This window comes from Catalinimonas locisalis (genome assembly GCF_038039535.1).
Classification (GTDB): domain Bacteria; phylum Bacteroidota; class Bacteroidia; order Cytophagales; family Cyclobacteriaceae; genus Catalinimonas.
In genome coordinates, this window is record NZ_JBBPHP010000124.1 from 1 (window position 1) to 569 (window position 569).

Annotated in this window: 1 protein-coding gene; it reads right to left on the minus strand. The window is 40.9% G+C overall.

Features of this window, described 5'->3' with window-relative positions; translation table 11 throughout:
• A partial coding sequence (locus tag WJR50_RS34160; RefSeq protein ID WP_341297809.1) for a sensor histidine kinase occupies positions 1–569 on the minus strand: 569 nt, incomplete at both ends.

Sequence of the window (569 nt, forward strand, 5' to 3'; positions counted from 1 at the left end):
ATGGTTTCCTGATCAGAGGTGAGTCTCACTTCCTGTCCCAACTTTTGAACATGTTGCAACTCCTGAACAATGGTTTCCATAAACTCCATGAGGTCAAAAACCTCCTTCTTCATCTGCAGGGCTCCTTCTTCCAGCCTTCCCAGGGAAAGAAACTCATTGAGAATATCAATCAGGTTTTTTACGCTGGATTTAATGCGTTCAACATTTTTTAGCCTCTTTTCTTCCTTGCCAGGCTCATTTAAACGTGCGATTAGGTTAGCAGAAGAGAGGATGGTGCTTAATGGTGTTCTGAACTCGTGAGAAGCCATAGATACAAAGCGTGATTTAAGTTCACTTAGCTCTTTTTCTTTTTTCAGGGCTTTCAACATCTTTTTCTCTGTGCTCTTCTGTTCGGAAATGTTGGTAAACACAAACATCACCAGGTTTACATCCAGGTGCCCTTCATCCAGCGGCATGGTGTTTACTTTATAGTTATTTGTTTTATGTTTGATTTCGTAGGAATGATGTCCTCCCTGAAAGGTTTTTTGAGCGTGGGTGATCATTTGCTTTTTCCATTCAGTAGAGAAGTT